Origin of the sequence: Rickettsia finnyi (assembly GCF_049668125.1) — a bacterium.
Lineage (GTDB): Bacteria > Pseudomonadota > Alphaproteobacteria > Rickettsiales > Rickettsiaceae > Rickettsia > Rickettsia kotlanii.
This window is the reverse complement of record NZ_CP187160.1, coordinates 1,028,231-1,052,470: the sequence shown is the minus strand read 5'-3', so window position 1 is coordinate 1,052,470 and position 24,240 is coordinate 1,028,231. Positions and strand designations below refer to the sequence as shown.

Below are 24,240 nucleotides of genomic sequence, written 5' to 3'. Positions count from 1 at the left end.
AATGCCGAATGTAAAAGAAAGCAACATTTTTTTATAACATTTTTGTCACAATAGCTATTTATATGTAAAGGTTGGCTAAGATTACATAATATTAAAATTATTTAAGGAATTTTAATTAATTTTATTTACAGTTTGTAGTGTGATAAATGATTATATATAATGAGAGGGGTAGGATATCCAAGTCGTTATTGCAAGCGACCGTAGGGAACGTGGCAATCTCATGAAATAATAACAAGTTCCTGAGATTACTTCGTCAATTACTTCGTAATTTCCTCGCAATGACGACGATTGTGTATCCAACAGTAAAACCGATTTTAAAAATTATGCTTAACATCTTTTTAATTATTATTTCATTATTTATTTGCTTAATAACCTACCTATTTATCAGCAAAACGGATATTTTTACAAATTTATTAATTTTAAATAGCTTCACGACTTTAGCGAGTTTATTTATTTGTTGTTTAGGTTTATACTCAGGCAATAGTTCATATTTGGATATAGCAATTATTTATTTTCTTCTAAGCTTTATAGCAACAAATGGATATTTAAAATATTTCATAAATGAATCGAATGAAAACAAAACAGATTGATAGACATCTTTCCAAATTACCTCTAGAAGTAGAGTTTGGGAAGATGTCTAATACGGTAATTTTAGGATGCGGTCTGAGCGGCATGTTAACGGCGCTTTCTTTTGCACAAAAGGGTATAAAAACTACTATATTCGAGAGTAAATCGGTACAAAGCCTAGAGTTTTTTAAAGATATAAGAACTACTGCTTTAACACCGCATTCTAAAAATTTCTTATTCTCTATTGATATATGGGAAGAACTTGAGAAGTTTGTAGCAGAAATGCAAGACATATATGTAGTAGATAATAAGGCTTCAGAGATATTAGACTTACGAAATGACGCTGATGCTGTACTTGGATATGTGGTTAAGAATAGCGACTTTAAAAAAATGCTATTGTCAAAAATAACTAATAATCCGTTGATAACATTAATTTATAATAATCAATATCAAGAGGTTATAAGCCATAATGACTACTCGATTATAAAATTTGATGATAAACAAATTAAGTGTAATTTATTAATTATATGTGACGGAGCAAATTCAAAAGTGAGGTCTCATTATTTTGCTAATGAAATTGAGAAACCTTATCAAACTGCTCTTACATTTAATATTAAGCATGAAAAGCCGCATGAAAATTGTGCTATGGAGCATTTCCTGCCGCTTGGTCCTTTTGCTTTGCTGCCTTTAAAAGATCAATATGCTTCATCCGTAATATGGTCAACTTCTTCTGATCAGGCTGCTTTAATTGTTAATTTGCCTGTAGAAGAAGTTAGATTTTTAACTCAAAGAAATGCTGGTAATTCCCTAGGTAAAATTACTATTGATAGTGAGATTAGTAGCTTCCCACTAAAAGCCCGTATAGCAAATAGATATTTTCATAACCGTATAGTGCTTATTGCCGACACTGCCCACACAGTACATCCGCTCGCCGGACAAGGGCTTAATCAGGGCATAAAGGATATAGAGATTTTGAGTATGATAGTTAGTAATAATGGCACATTACAAGAATATCAAAAGCTAAGGCAAGAGGATAATTTTATTATGTATAAGCTGACTGATGAGTTAAATAATATTTTTTCAAATTATTCCAAAAATTTAAGATGTTTAAGACAAATAGGATTTAAGGTAATAAATAATTTTAAACCTGTAAAAAACTTGATTACTAGCTATGCGATGGGGCAGAGGTGAGTGTTCTTTTGTATCATTTCTAGCTAGTTCTTGATGTCATCCCCGCGAAAGTGGGAATCCAGTAATCAAGAATTGATAAAAATACTGTCTGTTTATACTTTTTAAAAAATGGATTCCTGCTTCCGCGGGAATGACATAGAATGTGAAATAACATACAACATAATTTTATGAGATATGCATGAGTAAAGAAAATTTAAGCAGTAAATCATCTATTAATACTCCTGAAGCAGGAATAATGCAGCAGAAGATAATAAGCTTAAATCTTCAATAAATACCCCTGAAAGAGTAGAGCTTTTAGAAGCAACACAAACAAAAGCTTCTGAGCCTCCACAACGGGAACGGCAATCGTAAAATAAGTTAGCAGGAACAAGAACGCTGCAAGAGGATACGGCACTTTACGGTGCTAGAGTTGCTCGTGCTGGAATCGTTGCAATTGGAGTAGCAATCGAAGTGGTACAGGAGGGCAGTAAAGTTATCGCTAGTCCTACTCATATTAGTAGACGGAGTAATTAACTTTGGAGAAAAAGTAGAAAAAACTTATGATCAGGTTGATAAACTTCAGCAAGGTGCAAAAATTAAAGCAAAAGGTTCCCCAAGTCCCGGTTTAGCCAATAAGGCATTAAATAAAATCAGGACACTACCCGGTGGTGAAATTGCAGCAAATGTTCTAGAGAAAACATATAAAACATTAGGTAGTAAAGCAGTAAGACGTGTGGCTAGAATTGGCGGCGTTGCAGTATCGTTAGTCCTTAATCCCACTCCCATCGGGGTTGGGCTTGCTGCATTGTCTTTATCAGCCGTTGCTTATAATGTTGGAACAGAAACTTTAGAAGTAAAAGAAGATAAGCGTTTAGATAGAAAGAAAAAAACTTTAGAAAATATTAAAGCTAATTATGTGAAGTAAGCAGAGTTAGTAGTTACTACTCGAATAGATATAGTTCTGAACTTAAAAATTTCTTGGATACTTAATTACCTAAAATTTACCAAAAAAAAGTTGAACCTGAAAAATTAAATACAACTAGAACTGAAGAGATTTGAAAAGCAATACAAGGATACTACCTTATAGACGGTATCTTTAGTAGCATGAGCAAGTTCTGTAGGCGGCATTATAGGCGGTTTGGTAGCCGGTGCTATTGGAGGAGGAGCTAATGTAATAGGTGAAGGAGATGCGAATTTAGTGCGTATGGAGCGAAAAAAAAGATAAAATAAATCAAATAAATAGTTTAAAAACATCAATAGGAAATTATGAAGATAAGAAAGACTTGCTTGAAAAAGAAAGGCAAGCAAAAATAGCAAAGCATTAGAAGAATTTTTAACTATACCCCCTAAAATTGATCAATTAAGTGAAGGGCAGCTAAGAGAGCATTTTAATGTAAGTAGAGCAAAGGTTGCAGCGGGACCTAAATTTGCTCCTCCTGCTGAAAAAACTAATTTTGAAAAAGTTAAATCGGCAGTAAAAGCAGGAGTCGGTTATTTTGTTGAATCGCAATTTGGTGATTTAGAAATATACGGTAAAAAAGAAGAAACATCTCAATCTTTTATAACTCCAAATGTTAGCAATAAAGTAAAACCTGAGCAAAACAAAGCTCATGAGCAAGCACAACATATGCAAGAGAATTTGTCACACGGCAAGGAGGTTCGTTATGGTGCTAGCTCACCATCATCACGATCAACACCGAATGCTTCTAAACACCATGAATCTTCAAGAGGATTTTAATTGTTCATAAAGACTTATAATTGTCTTATAGATTATATCTTGCCGCAGAGATGTTTAAGCGGTGCGGAAATACTAGGGGAGAGCGGTGAATTTTGTAGCGATTGTTGGAAGAAGCTAGAGTTTATAGCAAGACCCTATTGTAGTATATGTCTATTACACTTGTAGGAAATTGCAAGCTAAAAAACGATGCAGTGAAGTAACTTAAAAGTTAAAACTTAGCTTTTGAAAAAACAAAAGCAGATCTTGTTTATGCACAAGAAAATACCATAAAAAATCTTTCAGCGGGGGTTATACCAGGAGCTGTTAAGACATCCTGATGTGTCGGTAGAATTTCTTCAACTTCTTATTTCGGAAAAACAACAGCTAAATAAAGGAAAAGGAGCAAATAGTAAATCTAACGGTATTACTGCAGAAGACAAAGAGAATGCTTATAACACAAAAATGATACTAAATATCTTTATGAGGCTCGTGGTATTAAAACAATCGCTCCGGCATTAATAAACAAAAACTAATTTGGCAATTTTTTTCCAAGATCAAAATGATCCAGATTATGAAACGAAGAGTGAAAACATAAAAAATATACAAGAGTCATTTCCAAAATTAATCAAAGAAAAGCCTATAATAGGAATTTATCATATACCTGGAAGGATAGGACATTGGATAAGCTTTGCTATTTTAAAAGACGAAATGATCAAAGTGGTACTACTTTATAAAGCTTCTATGGGCGGTGATTGTCCAAAAGATATTCAGAAAGTGGCAGAAATGTATTCTAATGGTCAAACTGTAAAACCCATTGTAAATAACTCAAAAGAACCAGGAGGACATTTAACTAATAAGGGCGTTGATGTTAATTGTGGTATATATAGCTTTAAAAAATGCCCAAATAATATATCAAAATAAAAAGAAAAAATTTTATTGAAAATTTTACAACTTGGCCCTTTTACTGAAGCACAAGCAGCAAGAAATGATCAATTTTAAAAAATATGTAATTGGTACATATAATCAGTTACTTGATCAGAAGATAGAATCACAGTTAACGCAACACATCTCTGACTACCATAAAGAAGAACTTAAAATGCTTCAAACAATATTAGGCATGGAGAACTGTGAAATATTAGATAGTACATTCTCGACTACTAAATATAATAAGCCTAAATTATATTTGGACCTTGTGGGAATAAAAGAAAAATCAGGTGAGTATAGCTATAAATATCAAATATCTACTCCTATAAGCAATGTAAAGTCGGTAAAAGAAAAATTAGAGAAAGTTCTTGGTATATCATATGATGAATCAAAAGAGACTAAGCCTATAGAAGGTGTAAGTTATACTGTAGCTCCTGATAAAATTAAAACACTGATAAAACTAACATCACATATTGAAAAAAAGAATATTGAGGAAATTAAGATAAATTTAAAAGCTGCTTATAAAGCTGATGTTGTTAATCTACCAGATGTTCTGAATGTTAATTACGATTCCCTAGAAGAAATAATAGCAGAATATACAATGAGTGTATCCCAGTCCCGACTTCACATGTAAATCCTCTCAATTTATCTTCTCATTTGAGTCCTAGGAATAGTGATAAAGAAACACCGGATCCATATCTTAACACACCAAATAAGGATATAAATTCTCCAGGAGACTCTAATCATCAGTTAAGTCCTAATAGTAGTAATGAGGATATGCAAACTACATCCCCACCTGCATCTAATGAAACGATAGCTGACTGAAAAGCAAAAAAATGAAAACCTAGAAAAAGATAATAACAGCGACGAAGAACTAAGTATAATCCGTAAACCTATAAATTTTTATGATAACATTATGGCAGTCCCTTCAAAAAGCCTCAATCCTACTTCTTCCCGCTTTCAACCACTTGGCAGCTTACCTCAAGATACTCCCCAAGCTCTGTATACACCACTTTATAATGAGAATCGTGCACAATATATGACGAGCATAATTAATGAGATTCGTGGTAAAGGATATAATGTAATTGCAAGTGTCGGCTCTAGTCATCTGGTTAATTTAGAGGAAAACTTAGAAAACAGTAAAAAACATGATATAGGATTTCACATACCTAGAAAAATACTACAGAAAGCTTTAAATGTTGGAAATGCCATTCCAACAGGAATGGTTAACATAAGAGCAAGCACTAAAGGTAATAGTATGGTACAATGGAAAGCTTTAAACGATCAGTCAAAAAGAAATATCTCAACTGGGAGATAACTCTATATAGAAGAAAAATCTTTATTCCCCGGGAATAAATGTGTTTCTTTTTTGCTTAAATCTCACTTGGTAAAGCTAAATCCACCTCGTTCTATAGTCCGTTCCAGCTTACGGCATTTAACTAAGCCTTTAAGTTCTTTATCCTTTACATAGGTAATTGTGTTTAAGAAGTCAAGATAAGAGCTAACTTTTGGGCTTTTCCTTTTTCTACAAGTCTTTTATAAAAAAGTTTAACTGCAGAATTATATCTTACAGACGTAACAGTTGCCATATATAATGCTGCTCGCATCGTGTTTCTACCACCTTTAGTTTTTGCTAACCTAACACTTAAACCTGAAAAACTTGATTTTATGCTGCATCCACCCGTTTGATTCATTCATAAAAGTACAAGAATTGTAATGTCATAACTAGATGTTTTAATAGTAGACGATGAAGAGAGTATACGAAATCTCATTGCTGCAAATTTGAAAGATGAATTGAAGAATGGTGCACCCGAGAGGAGTCGAACCCCTAACCTTATGATCCGTAGTCATATACTCTATCCAATTGAGCTACGGGTGCTAAGTTTGAAGTACTTATTTCTAAGCCTTATTTCTTGTTGCTAACATACGAAGAAGTATATATAAAAGCATAGCATTTGTCAAGAAACATAGAGTGTTCTTATGTTTCTCTGAATAATAAAATATAAAAGAGGTTCATAAATTGATATGAGAAATTAAATAAAATTAATCATAATTTACTTACTTTGGATTAATATGACTGTACAAGCAGACAATATATCGGAAAAGTGCTAAACAAAATTTAGCGGTAATTAACTCTTTAAATGTTGAGGAAAAGTGGCAAAAAGGTAATGTAATAAATTGTAAGTCGGGAGAAACTTTATTAGAAGAAACAGAACAATATAACTCTCCTAAGTTAAAGCGTTTGACTCATTGTAGTTGTTTTGCGTATGCTGCTAGTGCAGCCTTGGGGCTTCCAAATCAGTCTCTACTTCCTCATCCTGAAAGCGATAAAGAATTTATACCTACTTTATCAAATAAGCAAGCTGAGTGGCTTGAAACAGACGGAATAAAGAACGGATGGCATGTTGTTAAAGCAGGAAATCGTGATGATAGTTTTATTCAAGCACAAAAATTTGCTAATCAAGGATATTTTGTTGTATCCGTATATAAAAATGCTAATCCAAAAAGAGCAGGGCATATTGCCGTTGTAGTACCAAGCAGTAAGGATATAGAGAAAATAAAAAATGAAGGACCGGACACGGCTCAAGCCGGTAATATTAATTTTTCCTGTGGCTCTTTGAAAAAGGGTTTTAGGAATAAAAAAGATGCATTTAAAAACAACGAAATAAAATTTTATTATTATAAAATATAACAGATATTAGTAAGGTAACCAGACAGTTTTTATTCTATGTCATTCCTGTGAGGTATGGCCTGTGTGGATCGATTTCTTGTTGTCATCCCGTGGCTTGACCACGCACGGGATCTAATAAATATGATAAAAAAATACTAGTATTTTTAACTGGATCCAGCAGCAGGTACAGGCTACGGGGTGATAATGGTGGAATCGATCTACGCAGGCAATGTCTTCCTGCAGCAACGGGCCCACCAGTGTTTTAAGTTATTTTTTTGGATACCGTGGTCAAATCACGGTATGACACAGTGGATTTTACTGATTCACGCAACAATGTCTTGGGGGAATGGCGCCGATTTATGCAACAACGTCCCTGGTTTGCAGGAATGACATAATCAGCTTTTTTAGTTATTGGCTATTTTAGAGATTTATGCAACAGCATCTACCCATGAAATTTCTATGCTACCGGCGAGATCCACTTGAGGAGTTTTGCTGTAGCTTGGTAAGTTATCATACACAAGATGAGCTAAGCCGGCTATGTCGTTTACTATCCTTGCTGTATTTTCGTAAGCAAATTTTGTTGCTTCTATTCCTGTATAAGTCGTATTTTTTAATAACTCAAATGTGTTCTCCGGCGAATATGCAAGAGCTGCTCCAACACAAATCCCCATATCAACTGTAGGGTGAGCATAAAATCTCCATGCAGCCATTGGATATTGATGCTTTTACAAATGTAGGTATAGCCCATCCAAAAGCGTGTCCTGTCATTACTTTACCGGCTCCTACTTCAATAAGCACAAGCGCCCATAAAAGCGCTACCAAGTGTTCTATAACCGTAACCAGCTGCTGTAGCAGCAGACGTTGCACAACCTACAGCAGCTTCTGTAGCATTTGCAAAATGAGCTGTAGCATTAGCAAAATACTCAAATGTTGCTTCAGACATTTTTACTCCTGCATATGTAGTCGAATTATTTACTACTTTTTCAGGTGATATGTTATTAGCAACTGTATTTAAATAGATCGCTAAACATAATCCACCTTTTAAAAATTTTGATTAAATTTAATTTTACCTAAAAAAGTAATAATTAATATATTCTAACTGAATATTATAATGTGTTATTGATAGTTCCTTTTTTGTCTTAAGTGCATTACGCACTAATAGACTGTCGCGTGTCAAGAGAGAATATAAATTTTTTACTACAATACCTAACAACTATATTCTATCATTGACCGTCTATCTCATATATGGTTATGTCTATACTATTCTAAAAAATATTATATGTAATGATGTTATTTAAAATAAATCCTGAATGGATATTGAATTTTAGAAGTGAAATGTTAACTAACTGGTTTAAAATATTTCCCTTTTTCGCTAGTGATTATTTACAATTATTGCGATTGCTTACTGGCTAAATCCAAGAAAGAGATTATTTTTGGATTTAGGTTGGCTTATATCATTTGCAACATTATTGAATGTTATTATTAAAAAGGCTTTTTCTATTCCTCGTCCACCTAGTACATTACATATGTTACCTATTAATGATGGATCATTTGGTTTTCCTAGTGGAGATGTACAGGTGGCTACTGTTTTCTTTATGATAATATTTTTATCATTTAATTCAAAAACGTTAAAAATAATATCTATCACAATGATTATTAATATTATGCTTTCACGCCTATATCTTGGAGTACATAGTATATATGATGTTATAGGTGGTATGATTTTTGGAGTGTTAATTGTTTTAGTTTATAGAAGTAATTTTATGCAAGTACAAATAAGTAGATGAGAAAATAGTGCTAAATCTTATTATTATATATTGGCTTTTGTGATAGGTATATGTTTCTTTTTATGGCAAGACAGTCCTTTTCCCTTACTGCTTTTATTACCAATAGGAACTTTATTGGGTTATGGTATCGTATATATTTGGTTTAAATATAATTCTGATTTGATCTTAAATAATGCTTAAAAAACTATAGGTATAATTATTAGTTTCATTCTGTTATTCTTGTTTTATAAAACTTTTCCTATAATAAAAAATTCAACAATATTATTTAATTTTACACTTTTGCTTAAATTTGCTTTATTACCTGTTTTGATTTATATTTTACTTCCTATGATGCAAAGAGAACTAAAAAATAGATTAAATTAAATTTCTTTCACAAAATCCAATGTACAGATTTACAACTATTCGCATGATAATCTAATATATCAAGTATTGACAAAGTACTTACATTCTTTATAACATTATAACATTGAAAATGGTTGTGTTATGAGTATCAAACTAGATTCTTACGAACAAGATATTGAAGATAATTTTGAAAAGCAGCAAAAAATTGATGATAGAAGTGAAATAGCTTTGCTTCAAAAATTGGCAAAAGCACATCTTAGTAAAAAAAGATCTGTTACTATTAGGATTGCAGAACATGACATAGAAGCAATAAAAATTAAAGCTTCTAAGCATGGTTTGCCTTATCAGACCTATCTTAATATGCTAATTCATTCAGACGCTACTAAACTCTAAATATTATGACCACGTATAGATATAATCATGAAAAGAACGTTAAGTTATTGCATGAGCGTGGTATAGGCTTTGAAGAAATAATACAGTCGATTGCTGACGGTAATTTATTAGATATTAAATTACATCATAATCAAGAGAAATATAAAGGTCAAAAAATTTTATATGTTCGAATGATTGCGCAAGTATATGCAGTACTTTATATAAAAGGTGATAAAGATGCTATTTCCCTTAACACTTTATTTCCTAGCAGAAAAGCAAAAAAGGAATTTTTAAAAAATAAGAAATAATATATGCGTTTTATAGAAGAATTTATAAATAAAGGATATTTCCATCAATGTACCGATTTGGATCGGTTAACTGCTATAACGAAAGAAACAAAAATAGCTGCGTATATAGGCTTTGACTGTACTGCTACATCACTCCATATCGGTAGTTTAATGCAGATAATGATTCTGCGATTGCTTCAGCAGCACGGGCATAAGCCTATTGTAATTATCGGTGGTGGTACGAGTAAAATCGGTGATCCTACTTGGAAAGACGAAGTGCGCAAAATTTTAAGCAAAGAAGATATAGCTAAAAATGCCGAAGGTATTAAAAAATCTTTGTCGAAGTTTATCAAATTTGGTGACGGTAAAAGTGATGCTATTATGCTAGATAACGCAGAGTGGTTAGATTCGTTCAATTATCTAGATTTTCTACGGGATTTCGGTAGCTATTTCTCGGTAAACCGTATGCTGACTATGGATGCGGTAAAACTAAGGCTTGAGCGTGAGCAGCATTTAAGCTTCTTAGAATTTAACTATATGTTATTGCAAGCCTATGATTTTTACTATTTAAGCAAGCATTACAATTGCAGCTTGCAGCTTGGCGGTAGTGATCAGTGGGGCAATATCATAATGGGAGCAGATTTAATTCGTAAAATAAGCGGCAAAGAAGTATTCGGTATGACGACACCGCTACTTACGACTAGTTCCGGTGCTAAGATGGGCAAGACTGCTGCAGGAGCGGTATGGCTTAATGAAGATTTGCTAAGCCCGTATGATTATTACCAATATTGGCGTAACTGCGAAGATGCCGACATAGTTAGATTTGCCAAATTATATAGCGAGTTCACTCCAGAAGAGCTGAATAGGTTTGAGAGTTTAGCGGCAGAAGATATTAATGCAGCTAAAAAACAGCTTGCTTATGAGCTAACTAAGCTTTGTCACTCGGAGCAGTCAGCAAAATCAGCTCTAGAAACTGCAGTAAAGATATTTGAAGAAGGACAAATCGATGAGAATTTACCTACCGTTGTTTTAGAGCAGGAAGTATTACAAGCAGGTATTAGTGCATATGAATTATTTCATGAAGTAGGGCTTGCTACTTCTAAATCGGAAGCACGCAAGCTTATAAGAGGGAATGGCGCTAAGATAAATGATAGATTAGTCGAAGATGAAAATATGATAATTAACACTAATTTCTTACTCGATAAAAATGTTATAAAGCTCTCTGCCGGTAAGAAAAGACATATATTGGTTAGGGTTTGAATATTTTCCTAGATTACCATGCTCCCTTCAGTTGCAGCATTATTGTATGGCTCAAATATATTATGTCTAATTGAAACTGCAACTTTCAATTAGACAAATTGTATATTTTCTATCTAATGGGCCCTTATAACATAAGTTAAATTCAAAATTAAACAGTAATGACTAAAATAAGGCTTGATGAATATTTGCTGCAAAAAGGTTTTGTAACAGATATTACCATAGCACGAAGTTTGATTATCCAAGGTAAAGTACATAATAAGCATGAGCAGTTAATTAAGCCTGGGATACAGGTTAATATAAATGACACCGACATTAAGGTAAAGCTACCGAAGCATAATTATGTTTCAAGAGGGGCATTAAAATTAATTGCCGCTTTGGATTATTTTAAAATTGATCCCGAAAATTTAGTTTGTATTGATATCGGTAGTAGCACCGGCGGTTTTACAGAAGTGTTACTTGAGCGTAAAGCAAAATTAATTTTTGCCGTAGATGTCGGTTATGGCGAACTTCATCCTAAATTACGCGACAATCCACACATTAAGGTGCTTGAGAAGACTAATGCACGATATTTAACTGATAAACAAATAATAACGAAGCCTGATTTAATTGTTTGCGATGCCAGCTTTATTAGTTTAACTACTATATTACCGACTGCACTAAATTTAGTTAAAGAAGATTGCATGCTTATTGCTTTAATAAAACCACAGTTTGAGGTCGAAAAGCATGAAGTAGAGCAGGGAGGAATTATTAAAAATCCTCTCTTACATCAAAAAGTATGCGATAAAATCAAAGGTTGGCTTGAGAAAGAGCATAATTTTAAAATATTTGGTATAATAGCAAGTCCAATACTAGGAGCTCAGGGGAATCAAGAGTTTTTAATATGCGGAAAAAGGAAAACGGTTATTTTTCTATAGTTTATCCTTAATTAAATTTTTATGGAAATTTAGCAACTAAATATGAAGCAGTGGTAAATGAATTTTTTAATAGTAATAGTTTTAATACTGAAAAACCTGAGAAAGGAATACAGCCAAATGCAATGAAAAATTTTTTAAATCTTACCGACATTAGTATTCTAAAGGTTTTAAGTGCATATAGCGAAACAGATGAAGTAGATCTTTTAGAAGTGATCCAATCAGCATTAGAGAATGATCATAAATTTAAAAGGGCGGTATCAAAAATTGTTGGTATACACATGTATGGCGTAATATACCTTCAGAGTTATATCAACCTGTTGCTGAAGAGCTTATATGAAATGTAGATGAGGGTAACAAGCTAGTAACGGAAATATTAAATATAGTAGGAAAGCATTTTGTAAGTGCTGAAAAGAAGCAATATGATGAATTAAAAGCAAAGTATAATATAGAGAGTTTTAAAAGTCATAAAATAAAAATCGAAATAGAAAGTGCTGATAAAAAATACGGCAAAAATAAAATTTTATAGACAAAATGAACAAAAAGTAATACCGCACAAACATGGGCAAATTATTACTGTTAAAGTAGGAGAAAAATACAGTGAATTTACAGTTATAAAAAACTGGTCATGATGTATGAATGCTTAATAAAGCAAAATCCTAATGGCACTGTAACAAATTATCTATTTGATTCTGAAAATCAGCTGGTAAAAGTACCCCCTTCATATATTGCATCGGATATAGAAAACAATAAAGACCTTGTTCTTATCATCAGCGGGTCAGGAGAAAGCCATTTGATAAATTTTATACTCAAGATAGTTATAATAATATTAATGAGAACGATAATATACATTATCATACCGGTAGAATAGCTGAAGAATTTTTATTAGGCCTTTTAAAAGGTGAAACTGATGAAATTTGTAGTCCTCATTCTTTTAACGATCATGTGCAGCATATATTAGAAGCGAAAATGGGGGTTATGTATACTCAGATTTATGTAGAAGCATTTTGTTCATCAGGAGGAGACTATGATCCATCTCTAAGCGGAGGGATTATCGAATATTTGCCCCTTTATGAATATGTTGTTTTACAAAAATATAAAGTTAAATATTGCTTATATATTCTAATTAGTGTATTTTTGTTACGGATAAGCATTATAAAAATTATAAATAGGTGGGTTTATCCCACCTTTTTTGTTATAGATATCAAATATGCAAACTATTGAACAACAAATAACAAACGTAATAGAAGAATCCTTGACGGATATGGGGTTTGAGTTAGTTCTTGTTAAGTGTAAAGGTGTTAACCCTAAAGTAGTCGAGATATTGATTGATAGTTTAAACGGCAAAAAAATATCTGTGGAAGATTGTGCTAAAGCAAGTAGGACTATCTCCGCTATTCTAGATGTTGAAGATTTAATAGAAGCTGCATATTCTTTAGAGGTAGCATCAAGCGGTCTTGAACGTCCGTTAGTAAAGTTTGAAAATTATAATAGATTTTTAGCAAGAGAAGTTAAAATCAAACTTAAAGAATTATTGAATGGCAAAACTCGTTATCAGGGTAAAATAATTAAAGCCGAAAATAATAAAATATATTTAAAATGTGAAGAACAAGAAGTACTAATTGATTATGATTTAATTAAAAATGCTAATCTAGTTTTAACTGAAGAAGTATTTAAAAAATTGCTAAAGCAATAAGAGATAATGTATGTCTAGTATAGGTAATGTAGAAATTTTACAAATTATAGATTCTGTAGCCCGTGAGAAAGGAATATCAAAAGAAATTTTGATTTCAACAGTTGAACAAGCGGTACAAGCAGCAGGACGAAAAAAATACGGTAATGAATATAATATTAAAGCTCAGATAAATAGGAAAACCGGTGAGATAAATCTTTTAAGGATCTTAAAAATAGTAGAAGGTGTAGAAGATTACTTAACGCAAATCTCACTTGAAGAAGCTTTAATAAAGAATCCGGAAGCTAAAATCGGTGATGAGATATATGAATATTTACCGCCGATTGATCATGCTAGAGTATCGGCTCAAGCTGCAAAACAAGTGATAACTCAACGTGTTATAGAAGCTGAACGTGAAAAACAATATCATGACTTTAAAGATAGAAAAGGCGAAATTATAAACGGGATAGTTAAGAGAATAGAATACGGTGATATAATAGTTGACTTGAATCGTGCTGAAGCAATAATAAAAAAAGATCAATTAATTAAGGGTGAGCATTTTAAACCTAATGATCGTATAAAAGCATATGTACAGGATGTAAGGCAAGAAGCAAAAGGACCGCAGATTTTCTTGTCTAGAGTAGATAACCAGATGCTAGTTAAACTATTTAAGCTGGAAGTACCTGAAATTCTTGAAGCTATTATTCAAATCAAATCAGTAGCACGTGATCCCGGTTCAAAAGCAAAAATAGCGGTATTTGCTTCAGATAGTAGTATAGATCCCGTAGGCTCATGCGTAGGTATTAGAGGTAATAGAGTAAAAGCCGTAACAAATGAATTAAACGGAGAGAAAATTGATATAGTATTATGGAGTAACGATCTTGCACAGTTTATAGTTAATGCTCTTGCACCGCTTGCCCCTGGGGAAATCACAAAAATTTTGATTGATGAGGATAGGAATAAGGTAGAAGTAGTAGTTTCGCAAGAAAATCAAAGTATTGCAATAGGTAGAAGAGGGCAGAATGTTCGTTTAGCTTCTCAGCTTACAGGTTGGAATATCGATATAATGACCGAAGAGCAAGAATCAAAAAGAAGAAATGAAGAGTTCTTAACTTCTACGGAATTATTTATGGAAGCTTTAGATGTTGAAGAAGTTATAGGTCAGCTTTTATCGGTAACGGGCTTTAATTCAGTAGAACAAATTGCTAGTAGTGAGATTAGTACTTTAACAAAAATCGAAGGCTTTGAGGAAGAACTTGCCATAGAGATTAAAAATCGAGCTATTAATTACGTCGACCTTAAGAATGAAAAGATTATCAAAAAGCTAGAGGATCTAGGAGTTGAGCAAGAATTAATAGATATATTAGAATTATCGCTTGAATTAATATTAAAATTTGCCGAATATGGTATAAAGACCATAGAAGATTTAGGAGAGATGAGCGTAAATGAATTTAAAAATTTAGCTCCAAATTCTAATATAACGGACGAAAATATTAAATTGCTGATTAAAACTGCTAGACAGCATGGTGAATTGAAGGATAGTTAGTGGGTTGAATGTATGGTGTATGTCATTCCTGCGAAAGCAGGCATCCAGAATAAATAGCTTAGTAATTAGGGTGTCCTTGAAAAATAAACCTATAAAAATAAGTTTTTTTATAAATTTTAGTGGATTCCCGCTTTCGCGGGAATGACATAAACGAGTCATGCGGGCAACGCTGCTTTTAGCTAGGCATAACATAATCAAGTAGTAGACGGAAAAACAGAAACACAAAGGTTTTAAATATGACGGATAACCAGGAAATCAAACCCAAAAAGTTGACGCTTGGCAATTCAAAATTATCACTTAATAAGTCTTTTGACTCTCTTACAGGAGCTCAAAGCTTTGTTAATGCTAAATCTAAAACGCTAGTAGAAGTTAGAAAAAGCTCTACCGGTAGTGCTACTACCCTTTCATTAAATAAAGAAAGGAATAGCTTAGATCAAACTGTTATTGATGCTCATAAGGAAGAATTTAACAGACGTTTATCTATTCTTAAAAAAGCTGCTGAGCAATCTAAATTAAATGACCCTACAAAAATAAGCACTTTAAGTAAACTTGCAAGTATTAACCAGTATGCTAACTCCAAAATAGAGCCGCTAGAAACTGATAAAGAAGTTGAACAAAAACAGCAAAATACCGAAGAAAATAAAGTAGAAGTTAGTGCTAAAATCGTTCAAGATGATGAAGATATACCATCACAAATACCTAAAAAGAAAGACGAAACTTTTGTCAAGTCTCCTTTAGTAGGAATGCGAACACGTTATGGTATAGAATCAGAGAAAGAATTAGATAAAACAGCAGATAGTAAAATAGTCGCACCAAAAATTAAGCTAGAAGAGCCAAAAAAAATCAAAAAAGCCGATCTTTTCAATATGCTTAGCGACGACGAAAGTGGCAGCGGTAGAACTAGAAGTCTTGCTTCTATAAAAAGAGCTAGAGAAAAAGAAAAGCGTAAATTGGTATCACAAGCACCTGAGAAAGTATATAGAGAAGTGACGATCCCGGAAGTTATCGGAGTCGGCGATCTTGCAAATGCTATGTCTGAAAGAGTGGCTGATGTAATTAAAGAATTAATGAAGCTCGGTATTCTGGCAAATGCTAGCCAAACAATAGATGCCGATACGGCAGAACTAGTGGCAACAAATTTAGGGCATACGGTAAAAAGAGTCCAAGAGTCAGATATTGAAAATGTTTTAATTAGTGATGATAAGGTTGAGGATTTGAGAATGCGTGCTCCGGTTGTGACGGTAATGGGACATGTCGATCATGGTAAAACCTCATTGCTTGACGCTCTTAAGTCTACAGATATTGCTGCAGGTGAGCTAGGCGGAATTACACAACATATTGGGGCTTATAGAGTAACTCTTGCAGATGGTAGGGCAATTACTTTTATTGATACTCCGGGGCATGAAGCTTTTTCGGAAATGCGGTCAAGAGGTGCTAAAGTAACGGATATAGTTATTATAGTGGTCGCAGCAGATGATGGAATCAAAACGCAAACGGTTGAGGCAATTAATCATGCAAAAGCAGCAGGCGTTCCTATAATTGTAGCTATTAATAAGATTGATAAGCCTGATATTGATATTGAGCGTGTAAAGAACGAATTATATGTCCACGAAATTATCAGCGAAGAGGCAGGTGGTGACGTTATGGTTATTCCTATCTCGGCACTAAAGAAAATTAACTTAGATAAACTTGAAGAAGCAATTTTATTAATTGCAGAAATGCAGGATTTAAAGGCAAATCCTTTCGGTGCAGCTGCCGGTGTTGTAATCGAGTCAAAAATTGAACAAGGAAGAGGAACGCTAACCACTATATTAGTTCAGCGAGGTACTTTAAGAAACAGTGATATTATAATAGCTGGTACTTCTTACGGTAAAGTTAAAAAGATGACTAATGATAAGGGACTAGAAATAGTAGAAGCAACTCCATCTGTTCCTGTAGAAATTCAGGGTTTAAATGAAGTGCCTTTTGCCGGTGATAAATTTAACATAGTACAAAATGAGAAACAAGCAAAAGATATAGCCGAATATAGAATGCGTCTTGCTAAAGAAAAAAAAATATCTATTGCACCGCGTTCAAGTTTAGAAGATTTGTTTTTAAAAGCTTCCGGTAATAGTAAAATTAAGGAGTTACCTTTAATTATTAAAGGTGATGTTCAAGGTTCGGTTGAAGCTATTTCAGGTAGCTTATTAAAATTACCGAGTGATGAGGTAAAGCTTCATATACTTCATAGCGGCGTAGGTCCGATAACGGAATCCGATGTATCGCTTGCACATGCTTCTTCGGCTATTATTGTCGGCTTTAACGTTAGAGTAGGGGCAAATGCCTTAACTGCCGCAGAAAAAGAAAAAGTCGATATTCGATATTATAGTATAATATATCATTTAATTGATGATATAAAAGCCATTATGAGCGGTATGCTTGATCCGATCGTTAGAGAGCAGTATATCGGAAGCGCAGAAATTAGACAAATATTTAATATTACCAAAGTCGGCAAAATTGCCGGTAGCTATGTAACTAAAGGGATGATTAAGAAAGGAGCGGGCGTACGCTTATTACGTGATAATGTAGTCATTCATGAAGGAAAACTCAGAACTTTAAAACGCTTTAAAGATGAAGTTAAAGAAGTTAGAGAAGGATATGAGTGTGGTATAGCATTTGAAAATTATGAAGATATTAGAGAAGGAGACACAGTTGAAGTTTTTGAGCTAATTCAAGAACAAAGACAATTATAATATACTCGTTGAACTTCAAAAATTGGCTACATTATCATACAGGTACTGCGGCGTTGTTGTATGGATACTACTAAATCGTCATTGCGAGTAGTCATAGACTGCATGGCAATCTCATGCAATAATAACAAACTCCTGAGATTGCTTCGTCAATTACTTTGTAATTTCCTCGTAATGACGAAAAGTTAAAACCACGCAACAACGCCCTGCTTTCGCGGGTATGACATTTAGTAGAATATCCCTTTTTGATAAATTAATCAGTTTTAAGTGAAATATAATAAAAAGTTAATAATTATTAGCATTTATCTTGACCTCCTCATAATTTCTATTATAATGTAATGCTGATTATTATAATCAGACATGAGGAAGAATTATGGCCATAACATTAATTTTTAATAAGTTACAAAATTTAATCCCACATAATACCGCTCCAAAGTCAGCCTCCTATCTTGCTAACGATGAATTTGAGTTTATAACTTCTCTAAAGCAAACTAGAGAAAATACTGATTTTTTAGCAGCGTTAGATAATTCAATTAAGCAGTATGATGAACAAAGTGCAAGATGTAATAAAAAAATAGTAGAAGCTCAAGCTAAATATCCTTTTTTAAATTCTAAAATAATCTTCCAAGAAGCAGAAAAAGGTCAGTCAGATACTCTAGGCATCTCTCAAATCAAATTTACAGATATTTTAGATGAGCTTGATGGTAGTGAAAAAGTAACTAACACACCTCAAAGTAAAGGTTTTTTCAGTACATTTAGTTCATCATTAAAAACAGTTTATGATTTTGGAGTAAAGAGTTTTAATATTATAAAAAATACATCTAGTATTCTTTCTTCTAAAGTGGTTGAAACTTTTAATTTTGTGAGTAATAAAGTTTTTTCTTATTTAAATAATAACGTTGAAGAAACATTTAATCTCTTAGATCAACTTGAAACTCTTTCTGATAATGAGTTAGTAGAAGCAATTTTAAACACGCCTGAAAATGCATTAGGTGAAGTTTTTGAAAAGATGACATATAAAAAATTGGTAGAATTAATTAATAATATTTCCAATGAACAAGCACAAAAATTAGTTAATTATATTTTGCCGGAGCATTTTGAAAAATTAATGAAATTTATTCCATTAGATAAATTAAATACATATATAGATACTACCCTTTCTTTAGAAGAGCTTACCGAGCAAGAACTAAAAAAATTATCAAATGAGGGTATTTCTGATGAACAGCTTGAAAATATAATTATTTTAGCAGGAGAAGAAAAACTTGCAGAAAATTTTGATATTATTCCAAATAAAATTTTAGTAAGAATCATGAGTAATATTTCAAATGATAAGCTAGCAACAATAATTTCGTACGCCTCAGATGAAAGTCTAGTAAGAATCATTGATATTATGAACTCGGATAATCATGATTTATCGAAATCATTAGTTAGGCAAATAATAGCCTTAATACACGATAAGAAGTGTGTAAAGCAAGAATCAGGTGCAGTATCTGATAGTGATTCTGGATTCTCTGATTGTGAAGATGAAATAGAAGTATCAGACAATCAAGTAGAACACTCTAATAGTGATTTTACTATGACGTTATCAGGTGAAAAATTACCTTATAATTATTTGGGAGTCTTTAATTATGAAGATGATGTAGTATACGTATAATAAAGCTCTTATATCATTTCGTTGATTACAGAAATCCAGTAAATGGATTCCTACTTTTAGCTAGGAATGGCGTAATTGATTGCGATTTTAGCATCAGGAGGGCGTATGTATAGTGGCTCGATAGAGCTATTTAATTTTACATCGCTCGACAATCTACTAGCAATATATCTACAGGTCACCCAAGCTTTAACTCGTGCAAAACGTGGCAAGGTTATTATATTCGGCAAATGCATAATTTGGTGATATATAAATTCAAGTCCGCTACCGCAACAAACTATATTCCCTTTCTCATTTGTAAGCAATTTTGTAGCATACTCGAAATCTATCAATAACGGCTCTTCTATTTGTCCTGATTTATGAAAAACTTGCATATAAAGCTGTGAGCGATAAGCGTTTAAAAAGACATATACTTTATCATAATCTTTAACTTGAGTTATGGCTCTAAAATAAGCATATTCAAAATTGCTAACCGCTACTGCTTTAATATTCTCCTTGGAAAATAATATACCTTTAGCACTAGCAAGTCCTATTCTAATGCCGGTAAAGCTACCGGGTCCGTTAGTTACCGCTAAATAATCTAAATCATCATATGAATATTTAGCTGATTTCATCACGTCTTCTATCATCGGTATTAGATTTTCTGCTTGCATAGACGGACGTAATTCTTCTATATATGCAAGGATATTCTCATTTTCGGATATTGCTACCGATGCAGTATTATTGGCTGTGTCAAATGCTAGTATTTTCATAGGTTATTATTTGAATAAGTCACTATGTGTACCGGTATGTATATAGTGTACCAGGAAATTTTTGAAAAGCCCTTATGTCATTCCTGCGAAAGCGGGAATCCAGGCTAAAAAAATCTTGATTTTAAAGATTTATTATATTACTTTCTTCTTGAGTAAAGCTTTTAAGAAGCTTTACTCAACTGAATATGGAATAAAATAGTAGAGGTTTGCAGAATTAAATTAAGCTTTTTATACATTTCTTTATACGCAGAATATTTATTAATATTTAAATCTTTTGCTGATTCTTCTAATATTTTTATTGATTCTGCATTTAATGCTTTTTCCTGTTCTATTTTATGATATATCGCTTCTCTTACAAAATACATAATAGTATCATTTTTATGTGCAGTGTGAACTTTAAGAAAATGATGTAATTCGTTTGGTATATCTATGCTCTTAGTCAGTCATATTACATACTTACTTAAATAAGTATATCATAAAATAAGAAAAATAAAAGTAAAAATATAGTCTCTAAAAATTATTTAAAGTATATTCAATAAAAGTTTGGCGTGCTTCAACCTGTCTATTATTATGAAATAAATATCTATTAAAAAAATAGTTTGTTAGAGTTAAAGCTTGCTGTTTTTCTTCTAATGTAATCTCACTATTATCTGAAAGTAAAAATCTTGGTAACATCAATAATTTATCTTTATAAGGTTTCCCTACTTCATATGATAATGCTCTAGCTGATTTAGGTGATACATAGATTAAATCAGTTGTAACATGGCTCACGCCGCACTTGGTAAGATCAAGCTTATAACCCGTCTCGGCAAGTAAAGTTAGCTCAAAATTAATATAATCACGAAAACAAAAATTCTTTGATAAATTATCTAAATAGTTAATTAGAAATGAAAAAAATTTAGAATGTTCTTCTCTTTCATGAAATAACTCTTTGATTAAAGATATAACGGAATTAAAGGCATATAATTTAGCTTTATTTGTGATAAAATAACCGGTGTAAGATTTAATGAGTTCACATTTAGCAATGCCAATATGTTCATGTAATCTTGCCTGCCAAAGAAAATCTATAATATTCCCTTCTTGATATATAAACTTACTTTTTCTAGAAAATTCTTTTACAACTCCCGAATATAAACCATGATTTTTAGTAAAAACCGTAATAATAAATGTATTTTCTTTCAAAGGTTTTTTAGCAATTATTACTCCTATATCTTTGATATTCATGGTTTTTTTTATTAAATTTTCGTTATTGCGAGGCAATGTAGGCTTTGTTGCATGGATAGGTTTATCCGTCATTGCGAGGAAAATTACGGAGTAATTGACGAAGCAATCCAGTTTAAAATGCTAATTTTTAGCATTTTTTTAATTATTTTCTGGATTGCCGTGCTCCTTTTCAGTTGCTCGCAATAACGGTTTGATATCCGTACAACAACCCCCTAGCTTCCTCAGAATTCCCTGTATATGATATATTCTTATACCCTAGTTTGATTGCAGTAAATAAAGCGGCGTGATCCTCTCCTACATTTACGGTAAAATCTAAAACTTTTTCTGGAAATTCTTTACTTAGAGTTTTAAACATGTAATCAATTGCTAGCATACCGTAATATTTTACGCTAGAGGCATGATTTGTTAATATCAGCTGCTCTTCTACACTAGATAAAAAATTACGTGCTTCTTCCAAATTTCTTATTTCATAAACTATACTCATTTAATTATCTCTTTTAGGTTCTTTAAATGTGAGACGGAAGATATAAAGTCATACGTTAAATTTTCAAATTTAGAGCAGATAATCTTATTAAATCCAAGTTTTACGGCTTCTTTTATTCTTGTTTCTGCTTGTGCGGTTTTTCTTATTTCACCCGATAAGCTTATTTCGCCGAAAAAGACGCTATGTTCGGGTACAGGTTTGCCGGTTGCAGCAGATATTAAGCTCGCTGTTACTGCCAAATCAGAAGCAGGATCGGCAATTTTAAGTCCCCCCGCAATGCTTAAATATACCTCATAATTAGCAAGATCAAGTCCTATCCTACTACTAAGCACGGCAAGTATCATTGATAACCTATTAGCATCCCAGCCCACTGCAGAGCGTCTAGGAGTTACCATATTTGAGGGTACTATAAGGGCTTGTACTTCCATAAGTAACGGTCTTGAACCTTCGATCCCTGCAAAAATAGACGTACCTATAACGTTCTGTTCTCGCTTCATTAAAAATAGTTCAGACGGATTTGTTACTTCAATAAGCCCGCTGCTGCTCATCTCAAATACTCCTATTTCACCCACACCGCCAAAACGATTTTTATATGAGCGTAAAATACGGAAATGATTATTATGATCTCCCTCAAAATATAGCACGGTATCAACTAAATGTTCAAGTATCTTAGGACCTGCTAGTTGTCCGTCTTTAGTGACGTGACAGCTTAATAAAATAATTATATTATTTTGCTTAGCATAATTAACAAGCTCATTTGCACATGTACGAATTTGCGAAACAGTGCCTGGAGGCGATGATAATTCTTTTGTGGTAATTGTTTGAATAGAATCAATCACTATTAAATCAATATTATTTTTATTAGCTTCTATACTCGCAATAATATCTTCCAAATTAGTAGCTGCTAAAATATCGGTATTATAGTGAGTTAGGTTTAGCCTTATGGCCCTTAATTTTATTTGGTCTAACGATTCTTCGCCCGTTATATATAAGCAATTCGTCTTTGATGCAAAGTTACTTGCTGCTAGCTGTAGTAACAAAGTAGATTTGCCTATACCAGGGTCTCCTCCTATTAATATAGCAGAACCAAGCACTAAACCGCCGCCTAGTACTCTATTTAATTCACCTATAGGGGTAGAGATGCGTAACTGTTCGGTTACATGCCCTGAAAGCTTATCGAAGTCTTGCTTGCTACCGACTTTAACAATTGCTTGATTTGCGCTTACTATCTCTTCGACAATACTACCCCATGCACCGCAATCAAAGCACTGCCCTGACCATTTAGGACTAATATTTCCACAGTTAGAACATATGTAATGCTTTTTGGTCATGTTTGTTTTTTTATGTCTTGTTATGCGGTTCCATGTCATCCCGCGACTTGATCATGGGATCCAGTAAAACATATAAAAACAAGTTTTTATATTTTATATGTTTTACTGGATTCCCGCTTTCGCGGAAATGACGGTAAAGCTCAAAACCAACAGCTTACTCTTACCATATAGTTTTTCACGTATAATTTCAATATTTTCATCTAAAACATAATCATCTGTTTTAGCCATCTCAATAACTATAATAGCACCGTCTTTGAGCCAATTATTTTTTATCAGCAGTTTCATTACTTTAGGCACTATATTTTTATGATAAGGGGGGTCTATAAAGACAAGATCAAATGATTTATTAGACATCTTCTCAAACTTCGCTTCTAGAGGTAATTTAGACGTCGATCCGGTACTCGTATCCTCACGTACTAGTGTGTATGCTGCAGTGCTGCGTTCCGTGTTTCCTTTAGATCCCTCTCTATAAGCTGGTTTAAAAAGATGTCTAGTAGCTTTCGGTAGATTTAAAGCATTAATATTAACAAAATTAACATTATTTTCAATGTTTAGAGATTTAGCAAATCCTTCTGCTATTTTTAATGAGGATGTATCAATATCAATTAAGGTAGCAAAACCTGCTCCTCTTGATAGGCTCTCAAAAGCCAGGCTGCCGCTACCAGCAAATAAATCGAGAATGTGAGTATTTTCATTAAATAATTTATTGCCGGTAAACTCACCGGAGGTTAATATACTAAATATTGCCTCTTTGAGCTTACCGGTAGAAGGTCGATATTTGATATTTTTAGCGGTAGGTATAATTTGGTTTCTATATTTACCGGATATTATTTTTAACACTTA

At 32.9% G+C, this 24,240-nt stretch carries 28 protein-coding genes, 1 tRNA gene and 3 pseudogenes; 22 read left to right on the top strand and 10 right to left on the bottom strand.

Going from position 1 to position 24,240, the window contains the following annotated elements; all coding sequences use genetic code 11:
* Positions 1–323: 323 nt before the first annotated feature.
* The 9 genes and pseudogenes from ACPKKV_RS05790 (at position 324) to ACPKKV_RS05750 (ending at position 5,696) form a co-directional block, all read left to right on the top strand.
* The gene (locus tag ACPKKV_RS05790; protein WP_014392375.1) at positions 324–590 is read left to right on the top strand and encodes a monovalent cation/H+ antiporter complex subunit F; all 267 of its coding nucleotides are present in this window, start codon (positions 324–326) and stop codon (positions 588–590) included.
* On the top strand, positions 571–1,758 hold the full coding sequence (gene ubiH / locus ACPKKV_RS05785; protein ID WP_392506871.1) for a 2-octaprenyl-6-methoxyphenyl hydroxylase: 1,188 nt from the start codon (positions 571–573) through the stop codon (positions 1,756–1,758). The genes ACPKKV_RS05790 and ubiH overlap by 20 nt, the downstream gene beginning before the upstream one ends.
* A gap of 178 nt (positions 1,759–1,936) precedes the next feature.
* Positions 1,937–2,200: pseudogene (locus ACPKKV_RS05780) on the top strand (hypothetical protein).
* Between the two features lie 132 nt (positions 2,201–2,332).
* Positions 2,333–2,662, top strand: a complete 330-nt coding sequence (locus ACPKKV_RS05775; RefSeq protein WP_392506870.1) for a hypothetical protein — start codon at positions 2,333–2,335, stop codon at positions 2,660–2,662.
* Positions 2,663–3,475: 813 nt separating this feature from the next.
* Positions 3,476–3,640 carry a double zinc ribbon domain-containing protein gene (locus ACPKKV_RS05770; protein ID WP_392506649.1) on the top strand — a complete coding sequence of 55 codons (165 nt, stop codon included), beginning with the start codon at positions 3,476–3,478 and terminating at the stop codon, positions 3,638–3,640.
* Between the two features lie 153 nt (positions 3,641–3,793).
* Positions 3,794–3,973, top strand: a complete 180-nt coding sequence (locus ACPKKV_RS05765; protein ID WP_392506648.1) for a hypothetical protein — start codon at positions 3,794–3,796, stop codon at positions 3,971–3,973.
* A 15-nt stretch (positions 3,974–3,988) separates the two neighbouring features.
* On the top strand, positions 3,989–4,375 hold the full coding sequence (locus tag ACPKKV_RS05760; RefSeq protein WP_392506647.1) for a hypothetical protein: 387 nt from the start codon (positions 3,989–3,991) through the stop codon (positions 4,373–4,375).
* 64 nt (positions 4,376–4,439) lie between these two features.
* Positions 4,440–5,012: a hypothetical protein gene (locus ACPKKV_RS05755; RefSeq protein ID WP_392506646.1), complete on the top strand. Its 573-nt coding sequence runs from the start codon at positions 4,440–4,442 to the stop codon at positions 5,010–5,012.
* 282 nt (positions 5,013–5,294) lie between these two features.
* Positions 5,295–5,696, top strand: a complete 402-nt coding sequence (locus ACPKKV_RS05750; RefSeq protein WP_392506645.1) for a hypothetical protein — start codon at positions 5,295–5,297, stop codon at positions 5,694–5,696.
* A gap of 163 nt (positions 5,697–5,859) precedes the next feature.
* Here the strand turns inward: ACPKKV_RS05750 and ACPKKV_RS05745 are convergent, their stop codons facing one another.
* Both ACPKKV_RS05745 and ACPKKV_RS05740 read right to left on the bottom strand, forming a co-directional pair.
* Positions 5,860–6,072 (bottom strand): transposase, encoded by a 213-nt coding sequence (locus tag ACPKKV_RS05745; RefSeq protein ID WP_392506644.1) that lies wholly within the window; start codon positions 6,070–6,072, stop codon positions 5,860–5,862.
* 108 nt (positions 6,073–6,180) lie between these two features.
* A tRNA-Arg gene (locus ACPKKV_RS05740) sits at positions 6,181–6,257 on the bottom strand.
* 363 nt (positions 6,258–6,620) lie between these two features.
* Here ACPKKV_RS05740 and ACPKKV_RS05735 point away from each other — a divergent pair.
* Complete coding sequence (locus ACPKKV_RS05735; RefSeq protein WP_392506643.1) at positions 6,621–7,070, top strand: hypothetical protein; 450 nt, start codon at positions 6,621–6,623, stop codon at positions 7,068–7,070.
* Positions 7,071–7,477: 407 nt separating this feature from the next.
* Here ACPKKV_RS05735 and ACPKKV_RS05730 read toward each other — a convergent pair.
* Positions 7,478–7,790 (bottom strand): annotated as a pseudogene (locus tag ACPKKV_RS05730) (hypothetical protein).
* 46 nt (positions 7,791–7,836) lie between these two features.
* Positions 7,837–7,992, bottom strand: coding sequence for a hypothetical protein (locus tag ACPKKV_RS05725; protein WP_392506642.1), 156 nt, complete (start codon positions 7,990–7,992; stop codon positions 7,837–7,839).
* A 490-nt stretch (positions 7,993–8,482) separates the two neighbouring features.
* Between ACPKKV_RS05725 and ACPKKV_RS05720 the strand changes: the two genes are divergently transcribed.
* From ACPKKV_RS05720 to ACPKKV_RS05665, 12 genes and pseudogenes are all read left to right on the top strand, one after another.
* Positions 8,483–8,836: a phosphatase PAP2 family protein gene (locus tag ACPKKV_RS05720; RefSeq protein ID WP_392506641.1), complete on the top strand. Its 354-nt coding sequence runs from the start codon at positions 8,483–8,485 to the stop codon at positions 8,834–8,836.
* 483 nt (positions 8,837–9,319) lie between these two features.
* On the top strand, positions 9,320–9,571 hold the full coding sequence (locus ACPKKV_RS05715; protein ID WP_392506640.1) for a CopG family antitoxin: 252 nt from the start codon (positions 9,320–9,322) through the stop codon (positions 9,569–9,571).
* Positions 9,572–9,576: 5 nt separating this feature from the next.
* Positions 9,577–9,858 carry a hypothetical protein gene (locus tag ACPKKV_RS05710; protein WP_392506639.1) on the top strand — a complete coding sequence of 94 codons (282 nt, stop codon included), beginning with the start codon at positions 9,577–9,579 and terminating at the stop codon, positions 9,856–9,858.
* 3 nt (positions 9,859–9,861) lie between these two features.
* Positions 9,862–11,097 (top strand): tyrosine--tRNA ligase, encoded by a 1,236-nt coding sequence (tyrS, locus tag ACPKKV_RS05705; protein WP_392506638.1) that lies wholly within the window; start codon positions 9,862–9,864, stop codon positions 11,095–11,097.
* 158 nt (positions 11,098–11,255) lie between these two features.
* The gene (locus tag ACPKKV_RS05700; protein WP_392506636.1) at positions 11,256–12,011 is read left to right on the top strand and encodes a TlyA family RNA methyltransferase; all 756 of its coding nucleotides are present in this window, start codon (positions 11,256–11,258) and stop codon (positions 12,009–12,011) included.
* 50 nt (positions 12,012–12,061) lie between these two features.
* Positions 12,062–12,355, top strand: coding sequence for a hypothetical protein (locus ACPKKV_RS05695; protein WP_392506634.1), 294 nt, complete (start codon positions 12,062–12,064; stop codon positions 12,353–12,355).
* A gap of 144 nt (positions 12,356–12,499) precedes the next feature.
* Positions 12,500–12,640: a hypothetical protein gene (locus ACPKKV_RS05690; RefSeq protein WP_424492215.1), complete on the top strand. Its 141-nt coding sequence runs from the start codon at positions 12,500–12,502 to the stop codon at positions 12,638–12,640.
* A gap of 166 nt (positions 12,641–12,806) precedes the next feature.
* A pseudogene (locus ACPKKV_RS05685) lies at positions 12,807–13,008 on the top strand (hypothetical protein); the annotation flags it as partial.
* 210 nt (positions 13,009–13,218) lie between these two features.
* Entirely contained in the window at positions 13,219–13,704 is a 486-nt protein-coding gene (gene rimP, locus ACPKKV_RS05680; RefSeq protein ID WP_392506633.1) for a ribosome maturation factor RimP, read from the top strand.
* Between the two features lie 10 nt (positions 13,705–13,714).
* Positions 13,715–15,226, top strand: a complete 1,512-nt coding sequence (nusA, locus tag ACPKKV_RS05675) for a transcription termination factor NusA (protein ID WP_392506632.1) — start codon at positions 13,715–13,717, stop codon at positions 15,224–15,226.
* A gap of 236 nt (positions 15,227–15,462) precedes the next feature.
* On the top strand, positions 15,463–17,958 hold the full coding sequence (gene infB / locus ACPKKV_RS05670; RefSeq protein WP_392506631.1) for a translation initiation factor IF-2: 2,496 nt from the start codon (positions 15,463–15,465) through the stop codon (positions 17,956–17,958).
* A 370-nt stretch (positions 17,959–18,328) separates the two neighbouring features.
* Positions 18,329–19,609: an SrfC family effector protein gene (locus tag ACPKKV_RS05665; RefSeq protein WP_392506630.1), complete on the top strand. Its 1,281-nt coding sequence runs from the start codon at positions 18,329–18,331 to the stop codon at positions 19,607–19,609.
* Between the two features lie 56 nt (positions 19,610–19,665).
* Here ACPKKV_RS05665 and tsaB read toward each other — a convergent pair whose 3' ends face one another.
* The 6 genes from tsaB to ACPKKV_RS05635 all read right to left on the bottom strand — a co-directional run bounded on the left by tsaB (position 19,666) and on the right by ACPKKV_RS05635 (position 24,237).
* Positions 19,666–20,358: a tRNA (adenosine(37)-N6)-threonylcarbamoyltransferase complex dimerization subunit type 1 TsaB gene (gene tsaB / locus ACPKKV_RS05660; RefSeq protein ID WP_392506628.1), complete on the bottom strand. Its 693-nt coding sequence runs from the start codon at positions 20,356–20,358 to the stop codon at positions 19,666–19,668.
* A 161-nt stretch (positions 20,359–20,519) separates the two neighbouring features.
* Positions 20,520–20,801, bottom strand: a complete 282-nt coding sequence (locus ACPKKV_RS05655) for a hypothetical protein (RefSeq protein WP_392506869.1) — start codon at positions 20,799–20,801, stop codon at positions 20,520–20,522.
* A 67-nt stretch (positions 20,802–20,868) separates the two neighbouring features.
* A complete protein-coding gene (recO, locus tag ACPKKV_RS05650; RefSeq protein ID WP_392506868.1) occupies positions 20,869–21,582 on the bottom strand; it encodes a DNA repair protein RecO in 714 nt (237 codons plus the stop codon).
* Positions 21,583–21,751: 169 nt separating this feature from the next.
* Positions 21,752–22,066, bottom strand: a complete 315-nt coding sequence (locus tag ACPKKV_RS05645) for a hypothetical protein (RefSeq protein ID WP_392506626.1) — start codon at positions 22,064–22,066, stop codon at positions 21,752–21,754.
* Entirely contained in the window at positions 22,063–23,397 is a 1,335-nt protein-coding gene (radA, locus tag ACPKKV_RS05640; protein WP_392506867.1) for a DNA repair protein RadA, read from the bottom strand. The genes ACPKKV_RS05645 and radA overlap by 4 nt, the downstream gene beginning before the upstream one ends.
* A 102-nt stretch (positions 23,398–23,499) precedes the next feature.
* Entirely contained in the window at positions 23,500–24,237 is a 738-nt protein-coding gene (locus ACPKKV_RS05635; RefSeq protein ID WP_392506625.1) for an RsmD family RNA methyltransferase, read from the bottom strand.
* Between the last annotated feature and the right edge of the window lie 3 nt (positions 24,238–24,240).

What these genes read in the sequence shown, in the direction of transcription:
- ACPKKV_RS05745 (WP_392506644.1), bottom strand. Translation starts at nt 6,072, where the DNA reads ATGAATCAAACGGGTGGATGCAGCATAAAATCAAGTTTTTCAGGTTTA.
- ACPKKV_RS05700 (WP_392506636.1), top strand. Translation starts at nt 11,256, where the DNA reads ATGACTAAAATAAGGCTTGATGAATATTTGCTGCAAAAAGGTTTTGTA.
- recO (WP_392506868.1), bottom strand. Translation starts at nt 21,582, where the DNA reads ATGAATATCAAAGATATAGGAGTAATAATTGCTAAAAAACCTTTGAAA.
- ACPKKV_RS05790 (WP_014392375.1), top strand. Translation starts at nt 324, where the DNA reads ATGCTTAACATCTTTTTAATTATTATTTCATTATTTATTTGCTTAATA.
- ACPKKV_RS05755 (WP_392506646.1), top strand. Translation starts at nt 4,440, where the DNA reads ATGATCAATTTTAAAAAATATGTAATTGGTACATATAATCAGTTACTT.
- ACPKKV_RS05715 (WP_392506640.1), top strand. Translation starts at nt 9,320, where the DNA reads ATGAGTATCAAACTAGATTCTTACGAACAAGATATTGAAGATAATTTT.
- nusA (WP_392506632.1), top strand. Translation starts at nt 13,715, where the DNA reads ATGTCTAGTATAGGTAATGTAGAAATTTTACAAATTATAGATTCTGTA.
- rimP (WP_392506633.1), top strand. Translation starts at nt 13,219, where the DNA reads ATGCAAACTATTGAACAACAAATAACAAACGTAATAGAAGAATCCTTG.
- tsaB (WP_392506628.1), bottom strand. Translation starts at nt 20,358, where the DNA reads ATGAAAATACTAGCATTTGACACAGCCAATAATACTGCATCGGTAGCA.
- ubiH (WP_392506871.1), top strand. Translation starts at nt 571, where the DNA reads ATGAAAACAAAACAGATTGATAGACATCTTTCCAAATTACCTCTAGAA.
- ACPKKV_RS05725 (WP_392506642.1), bottom strand. Translation starts at nt 7,992, where the DNA reads ATGTCTGAAGCAACATTTGAGTATTTTGCTAATGCTACAGCTCATTTT.
- ACPKKV_RS05665 (WP_392506630.1), top strand. Translation starts at nt 18,329, where the DNA reads ATGGCCATAACATTAATTTTTAATAAGTTACAAAATTTAATCCCACAT.
- tyrS (WP_392506638.1), top strand. Translation starts at nt 9,862, where the DNA reads ATGCGTTTTATAGAAGAATTTATAAATAAAGGATATTTCCATCAATGT.
- ACPKKV_RS05645 (WP_392506626.1), bottom strand. Translation starts at nt 22,066, where the DNA reads ATGAGTATAGTTTATGAAATAAGAAATTTGGAAGAAGCACGTAATTTT.
- infB (WP_392506631.1), top strand. Translation starts at nt 15,463, where the DNA reads ATGACGGATAACCAGGAAATCAAACCCAAAAAGTTGACGCTTGGCAAT.
- ACPKKV_RS05710 (WP_392506639.1), top strand. Translation starts at nt 9,577, where the DNA reads ATGACCACGTATAGATATAATCATGAAAAGAACGTTAAGTTATTGCAT.
- radA (WP_392506867.1), bottom strand. Translation starts at nt 23,397, where the DNA reads ATGACCAAAAAGCATTACATATGTTCTAACTGTGGAAATATTAGTCCT.
- ACPKKV_RS05750 (WP_392506645.1), top strand. Translation starts at nt 5,295, where the DNA reads ATGGCAGTCCCTTCAAAAAGCCTCAATCCTACTTCTTCCCGCTTTCAA.